Genomic DNA, 7,530 nt, shown 5'->3' with positions numbered 1-7,530 from the left:
GACGATGTAGTCGAATTCTTCAGTGTTGGTACTCATACGAGCGCTCCTTTTGACCGCAGATCCTTGCGCAGGATCTTGCCTGACGCCGACTTCGGGATGAAGTCGATCATTTCCACCTGTCGAACCTTCTTGTGCGGGGCCACCCGATCGGCGACCCAGATCATGATGTCTTCCCCGGTGAGCGTGGCCTCCGGCTGCAGTCGCAGGAACGCTTTCGGCACCTCTTCACCATCGGCATCGATCACACCGATGACCGCGGCGTCGGCGATTTGGGGATGCCCCAGCAACAACGACTCCAGCTCAGCGGGCGCGACCTGATAGCCCTTGTATTTGATGAGCTCTTTGAGTCGGTCAACGACAGTCACATACCCCTCGGCGCTCACCGTCGCGATGTCGCCGGTGTGCAGAAAACCGTCGGCGTCGATAGTCGCCCGGGTTGCGTCCTCGTTTCCGAGGTAGCCCACCATGATGTTGGGGCCACGGCACAGCAATTCTCCGGGTTCACTCACCCCCACGGCCGGGATCTCGATGTCGTCTCCCGTGAGCGGGTCAACGAGACGGCACTGAACGTTGGGCACCGTGAGACCGACCGAGTTGAGCGGAATATCGGTTCGACCTCGCGGTGAGGCATGCGACACCGGGCTCATCTCGGTCATTCCATAGCCCTGGAGAACCTCGCAGTTCAGTCGCTCGGCAACAGCGCCGCCGACGACGCCGTCCAGGGGCGCGGCCCCCGAGAACACGGTGCGCAGGCTCGACAGGTCAAATTCGCTCACCAGCGGATGCTTCGCCAGTGCCACCGCGATCGGAGGAGCGATGAAGACGTAGGTGATGCGCTCGGACTGGATGAGACTGAGGAAATCAGTCAGATCGAATCGTGCCATGGTCACGAGGGTGCTTCGTTGGGCCAGGGAGATGTTGAGCAACACCGTCATGCCATAGATGTGGAAGAACGGCAACACAGCCAGAACGCGATCATCGGCGCTCACGCCGATGATCGGTGCCGACTGCTCAACGTTGGCCACGAGATTGCGGTGGGTGAGCATGACGCCCTTGGCCTTGCCCGTCGTGCCCGAACTGTAGGGCAGCACGGCCAGGTGCGTTGCCGGATCGAAATGTACCTCGGGTGCGGGATGCGCCTCCCCGATCAGGTCGGCGAGACTCGTGCTCCCGCTGACCTCACCGATGCTGATGATGTTGTCCGCTTCCACACCGGCGAGATCGCCGGCCTCCGCAGAGACGGAGAACAGCACATCCGCGGCGATGATGGCTACCGCTGTGGAGTCAGCCAACTGCGTTGCCATCTCACCGGCCGTTGACAGTGCGTTGACCGTCGTCGCCGTGGCACCAGCTCGCAGAATGCCATGGAACGCCACGGCGAAAGCGGGTCGGTTGGGGGAGTGCAGCGCCACGACGCTACCCACACCGATGCCACGAGCGGCGAGTGCCCCCGCAACTGCTTCGATCTGGCGCACGAGCTCGCCGTAGTTGGTGGTCTCACCGGTCGCCCCGTCGACGAGGGCAATGCGGTTGGCGGATGCGACGTCGAGAGAACCGAAGAGATGGTCAAAGACGCTGAGAGTGGGAATTTCGACGTCGGGAAAGGGACTGGTGAACACGAAGGCTCGCCTTCTGACTGGGGATGAGTGTGGGGGGAGCGTGCGGGATGACCGGACGGTCAGGCCCGGAATGCCGCCAGGAAGATGGCGGGCATCTTCAGCCATGACGGCTTGGCCGCGAAACCGGCGAGACGACGTCCGGTCGTCGCGGCAGAACGCGCCTGCACGAACCATGGCGGCTTCGGGAACAGAGTGAATTCACCGTGTGCGAACGAGCGCGGAAACGGCCGGAACGGACCACGAACGATCGTGCGCTCCGGCCGATCGATCAGTAGGGCGTTGTGCACGGTTCCAATGCCACTCTGCACGTTGTCGATGGTGGCACCGGGGAAGGCACCCCACGACGCGGTTGCGGTGAGGAATCCGAGGCCGGTCCACGCATTGATGGCGATCGTGCCGTAGCGCAGGCGTGCAATCGACTCGAGGAACCCGGCTCCGAGCTGACGGATGACCTTGGGCTCCGCAATGAGATTGGCACCGAGGGTGCCGACGAACTCGTCATTGGCGAGCGTGACGGCGGCGTCGAGGAAGGCCTGCCCCGTGCCCGGCACTTCGACGACACCCAGCACCGGGGAGAAATATTCCGTGGTGAGCACATTCGATGCGTCGTCCGCGGCTGTGACATCGATCAGCAGGCGGCAGCCGTCGTGACCCATACGCTCGCCGTTCGGGTAGGCGGTCGAGGCGGCATCCATTCGCCCGTCGCTGCCGGGATACCAGGCTGGGCGTTGAGGGGCCGCGGCCAGTGCCCGTCGGAGTTCGGCGAGGAACGCCTTCTTCTGGGGCCAGCTGCTGCTGACGACAACCACTTGGCCGGCAATGCAGTTGTATCCGCCGTTGTGCAGGCGCTGAGTAACGACGTGCTCGGCCTGATAACGGAGGTCATTCTGGGTCCATGCGCTCGGAAGCACAATGATGGGCGACACTCCGCCGAGTTCGCTGGTGATCGGCTTGGCTAGTAACGGGGTGCCTGCGGCTTTGCGGCCGGCGGCATCCGCGCCCGTTCCCCAGACAATGGCATCGTGAGTTGCCGCACTCCCGGTGATGTGCACGTGAGCGATGCCCTCGTGCTGCGTGAGATACGCGCCGACGTCGCCGGCGCCCTGCACGATACGGAGCACTCCGAATGTGATCAGGGGGGCGAGAGCCTTGTCGAAAACGGATTTCATTCCAGCCATGACCGGGTTGAGCTTGAGCAGCACAGACCGGTTGTTGGCGACGATTTCGTACAGCACGTCGAGGGGCGGAATCGATGTGATGTTGCCGGCGCCGAGCACGAGTCCTACCCCGCCCGATGCTGTCGGTGTGAGCTCACCGAGGCCAGCGCTGGCCCGTACCTCCTCGGGAGAGCGGCCAGGAGCCATCCAGATCTCAGCGCTGAATCCGTGCAGCAGCAACCACTCGTACCCGGTGGTCGGAAGCACCGGCACGGTGACACGACCGCCGGGCGCCGTTCCGAAGCGGCTGCCGGCCAGGGGGCTCTTCCCCGCTGCGAGGGCTGCGATGGACTGAGCGAGGTGCCGGCGCCTGACAGGCCGGCATACGGGCCGGAGATCCACTCCTCCCCGACGAGCTGGGACGACGGGTCGAGCCCCTTGATCGCAGCGGCGGTCTCCGCCCATTCCTGAGCGGCCGCCGTCATGGCGGTGTGCACAGCTGCCAGTAATCCGGCTCGTTCGGACAAGGGGGTGCTGGCCCAGCGCGTGGCACCAGAGGCCAGCTCGATGATGGTGGCGTCGAGTTGATCGCGCTGCTGCCGGTCGAGGGCCGGAATGGCCTGTGCCCTCGACATCGGATCGGTGGTGGTCATCAATCTCCTTTGATTGTTACCTGACGGCGACTCGGATTCCGGGTTGCGGTGTGAGCCTAGTCTCGACCCCACCGTCGGCGATAGCGATGGGCCGCCGCCGCGATTTCCTCCCTGTGCATTGTGCGGCCGCACAACCACGCGGAAGAATCACCGGATTACACTGAGCGAATGGAACGCAATGAAGCGCCGCAGAGTATGCCGACCCCGGATGTCATGGTGGAGGGTGCTCGCGAGCTCTTCTCGGGCATGATCGACTCGGTCGGCGAGTTGTCGGACAGCGTCGTTGCCCAGATCATCAACGGCGAGCACGACTACGCCGAGAGCATGCTCGGCGCCGGTGTGCTCGAAGGTATCGTGCATGACAACCTTGAGGCGATCCTGCAGTGCCTGCTCGGCATCAACGACTCGCTCGCCGCACCCCGCCATGCCGGCCGGGTGAAAGCCGAGCACGGCATCCCCATGGCGAGCCTCCTGCACGCATACCGGCTTGCCGGTCTGCGCCTGTGGGACGCGTTGATGGCGAAGGCGACGACGCCCGAACGCGCAACGGCGCTGCTCGCCGCGTCATCCGGCGTATGGGGCATTATCGACCGCTACTCGAACGCGGCCGCGGAGACGTACCGCGAGGTGGTCGACGAACGGGAACGCAAAGACCAGCAGAGTAAAAACGTCATGCTGCTCGCGATTCTGGAAGGCGAGTTCTCGGGGGATGCCGGTCGAGCGGTTCGTGCTCTTGGACTTCCCAACGAGGCGACCTTCGTCGTTCTTGCCGTTGAGTTGCGGCACTCAGATGATGACCCCATTCCCGCCATAACCGACCGGCTGCGGGGAATGGGGGTCAGTTCTGCCTGGGCTCCATGGAAGGGGGAGTACATGGGCCTGCTCGGGAGTGGGGCCAGTGCGCACCCTTCCGCTGCCGCGCACGCACTGGCCGGAACCGTCAGTTCACGAATCGGGGTGAGCCTGCCGATACAAGCCCTGGAGCGCGCGCCTATCGCGGTGCGACAAGCGCTTCTGGCCATGCGTTGCATTGCCCCCGCAGCGGTGGGGGTGCACCTCTACGGCGCGGCCCCGATCGACACCATGCTCGTGGCTCAACCCGCGTATGCGGCCGAACTCCGCGACGGCGTTCTCGGCGGGCTGGCTGACCTTGATCCAGATGATGCCCGCTTACTGCTGGACACGCTTGAATGCTGGTTCACCACCGACGGTTCGACCGCTGAATGCGGCAAACAGCTTCATTGCCACCGCAATACGGTGCTTCACCGACTGGGGCGGATAACAGAGATGACCGGGCGTTCCGTAGCCAAACCCGTGCAGGCGGCCGAACTTTTCACCGCACTTCGAGCGGTGCGACTGTCCGGTTTGTGGGCCACCCCCGTGCGGGCGCCCTTGCGGGCAGCTCGCCGGAGCGCGTGAGGGCACACTGACGCCTGATGGTGTTGTCACTCGCGGGGTGCTAGAGCCACAACCCACCAGGGGAGTGCTCAACGGCTCGGCCGTGAGTCTATGTCCTGAGTCCGCGAACGTCGTGGCCAGGCGTACCCGACCGCCCACAGCTCGAGCTGGATTCAGGCGAGATGAACCTGGTGAGACTATTGGCCAGGGTGGGGCTGCCGCGGAGCGCGAGAGCGGCCGCGTAATGCGGCCGTGGTGTGAGGTCAAGAATGCGTACCTGGTCCAGCCCGGGTCCGTTGGCCCGCCCCGGCGTGTCTGGCGGGGCGGGGGTGACAGGCACTGAAAATCCCCGCATCCCCGCCAGGCCCTCGCCGGTCAGTTTCACCACGCTCTCCTTGCACACCCAAATGCGAATAAGAGCAGCCTCCAAAGAACACGACGGTAACGACGCCAGGGCTGTGAATTCACCGTCCGTGAGCGCGGCTCGAAGCTCCTCAAGATCAACCGGGCGGCACCGTTCCACGTCGAGGCCGATGGCCCCGGCGCGACTCCACGCCACGCCGACGAGGTCTCCGGAGTGGGTCACGGAGCAATGCCAACCGTCAACGAGGGGCTGCGGTTTGCCGTGGAGTCTGCCGCATGCCCGGCACGTCCGGTCCACTACCGCTTCCCGGGGGTCTGTGCCCCAGAGTTCACCAAGAACCAGATGCAGCAGCCCGGCCGCGGCAACGAAGAGGGCTTGATCATGTGGCGCATGAATGTGTCTGATGCGGGCGGATTCCGTTGGATCGAGAAACCCTACGACGCCGGCGGCGAACGACGAGGCTTCGGCCCAGACCACCCCCACTGTGGCTTGGATAGACGCAGTCTTTCTTACAGCCGGGACGTTTCGCCGCCGGTGATGCCGCTGACGGTGCTCCTCACGGTCGACAGCGTTGTTGTGAGGGCCCGCGCCAGGTCCGGTAGACCCGCCCCGCGAACAACGGAGTAGTGATCGTACGGAAGCTCGATAGTGCTGGGCATGGTTGCGGCGAACGCGTTCGCACCGTCAAGGAATGAATAATCATCTCCCTGGGCCTTGATGATCGTGATGGGGGCCGCGATCGTGCGCGTGTGCAACTCGTCGAAGGTGTACTCGAAGCTGTACGTCGTGGTCACGATATCCACGATCTGGCCGACAAGTTCAGCCGTCAAGTGCTCGAATCGGCTTGTCAGAAATCCCACGAAGCCGTCCTTGTCGGTGACGTCTTCCAGGAGCTCCCCATCCCAGGGCGACGTTGCCGTCCCCGTGAAGACCGTGAGCAGGATTCGCAGAAACCGCTCGTCGCGGAAGTAGGCCTCTGCCCCTTCTGCCCTCTCCGGCACGTCCGGCCCGTCGGCCCTCGCCAGGGGCGATCCCGGAGCGACCATGATCAACTGATCGACGGTGTGTCCGAGCTGTTCGAGTTGGTAAGCGGCCTCGAAGGCCACGCGCGCGCCGAAGGAGTATCCGAGGCAGGTTATCGAACCGGTTGAGTGCGCCTGCACGATGAGATCAACGTCCGCCGCGGCCATCTGCTGAACCGTGTCAAACGGCTGCTCTCCCCGGTTGATGCCTTGCGCCTGCACGCCCACGAAAGAGTGTGTGTCTCCGCCTGCCGCTGCCCCCAGGCTCCTCAGGCTCATCGGGTATCCACCGAGTCCGGGCCAACACAGAACGGGACGGCCCTGCTGGACCTCGTTGAGCGGCACGAGTCGGCTCATCGGAACCGATGCGCCCGATTCAACCTCGAGCGCCAACGCCTCGATGGTGGAGGCGGTGAACAACGCCTGGAGCGGGAGTCGCAGGTCGAACCTGGCATTGAGCTGGTGGATGAGGCTGACACCCTTCAAGGAATTCCCACCGACGTGGAAGAAGGAGTCCTTGACGGACAGCTCGACGTCCTTTGGCAGAAGTCGCGCCCAGATCTGGGCGATCGCGTTCTCGGTGCCTGTTCTCGGCACAATCAGTTCACGTTCCGCTTCCTCCGCTTCGGCCGCTGCTCTCAGGCCATTGAGATCGAATTTCCCGTTGGCGGTTTTAGCGAACTTGTCGACCACCGTCACCCGGGTGGGCACCATGTACTCAGGCAGAAGCTCGCGCAGGTCATCTCGGAGGATCTCCGCTGGTCCACGCATGTGGACGATATCCTCGTCCATGCCGCGGCTGATCTGTTGTTCCGCGCTGATCCCTCCGCCGATGGCGAAGTAGGACGTGACGTCAGCGCCACGAGACCCAGGAGATCCGACTATCCCCTGCAATCGGACTGCGGACGCGAGGTCGTGGCCGGTCAGGGAGCTGTACCCGGAAGACATCAGCCCGACGCCCACCCGGTTCCGCTGCAGCCGGTGCAACATCCGTCCGTGCTCGACAAAACCACTCCAGCTGCTTTGCTTCGGCATCAGCAGTGCAATGCCGAATGTCGATCGATCGTACACAGCCTGATTGATGGCAATGACGTCTTTCCTGCGCACAACGTGGCTGCCGAACGACTCGAGAATCCCGTCCGTGAATCGGAACATGCCCGGACGCAGTCCATCGGTGGTTTCCTGGTGGATCTGAACCAGAATTGTAGCGTCCTGCCCTGCCACATATCCGATGCCACCAGCTACGAGGTCCACGCACGCCGAGCGAATGTATCCGTCCTGTGACAGAACGTCGATAAGTGGCAGGGGGGCGTCGGA

5 protein-coding genes are annotated in these 7,530 nt (G+C 63.9%); 1 reads left to right on the top strand and 4 read right to left on the bottom strand.

The genetic code is table 11. From position 1 onward, the window contains the following. Positions 1–32: 32 nt before the first annotated feature. Entirely contained in the window at positions 33–1,619 is a 1,587-nt protein-coding gene (locus JF66_RS06660) for an AMP-binding protein (protein WP_035876394.1), read from the bottom strand. A 59-nt stretch (positions 1,620–1,678) separates the two neighbouring features. Beyond that, positions 1,679–3,178: an aldehyde dehydrogenase family protein gene (locus JF66_RS06655; RefSeq protein ID WP_231556323.1), complete on the bottom strand. Its 1,500-nt coding sequence runs from the start codon at positions 3,176–3,178 to the stop codon at positions 1,679–1,681. 419 nt (positions 3,179–3,597) lie between these two features. On the opposite strand from JF66_RS06655, the gene JF66_RS06650 reads away from it, so the two are divergent. Then, positions 3,598–4,848, top strand: coding sequence for a CdaR family transcriptional regulator (locus JF66_RS06650; protein WP_035876393.1), 1,251 nt, complete (start codon positions 3,598–3,600; stop codon positions 4,846–4,848). An 88-nt stretch (positions 4,849–4,936) separates the two neighbouring features. Here JF66_RS06650 and JF66_RS23515 read toward each other — a convergent pair whose 3' ends face one another. Together JF66_RS23515 and JF66_RS06640 are read right to left on the bottom strand one after the other, a co-directional pair. Beyond that, complete coding sequence (locus tag JF66_RS23515; protein ID WP_197059348.1) at positions 4,937–5,413, bottom strand: 4'-phosphopantetheinyl transferase superfamily protein; 477 nt, start codon at positions 5,411–5,413, stop codon at positions 4,937–4,939. Between the two features lie 287 nt (positions 5,414–5,700). Further along, a partial coding sequence (locus JF66_RS06640) for a thioesterase domain-containing protein (RefSeq protein WP_231556322.1) occupies positions 5,701–7,530 on the bottom strand: 1,830 nt, incomplete at its 5' end.

Origin of the sequence: Cryobacterium sp. MLB-32, from assembly GCF_000738085.1 — a bacterium.
Classification (GTDB): domain Bacteria; phylum Actinomycetota; class Actinomycetes; order Actinomycetales; family Microbacteriaceae; genus Cryobacterium.
Note: the sequence above shows the minus strand (reverse complement) of the source record. Positions and strands in the feature narration are given on the sequence as shown.

Bases quoted from the DNA above. Each gene is read 5' to 3' on its own strand.
- JF66_RS06650 (WP_035876393.1), top strand. From the start codon at position 3,598: ATGGAACGCAATGAAGCGCCGCAGAGTATGCCGACCCCGGATGTCATG.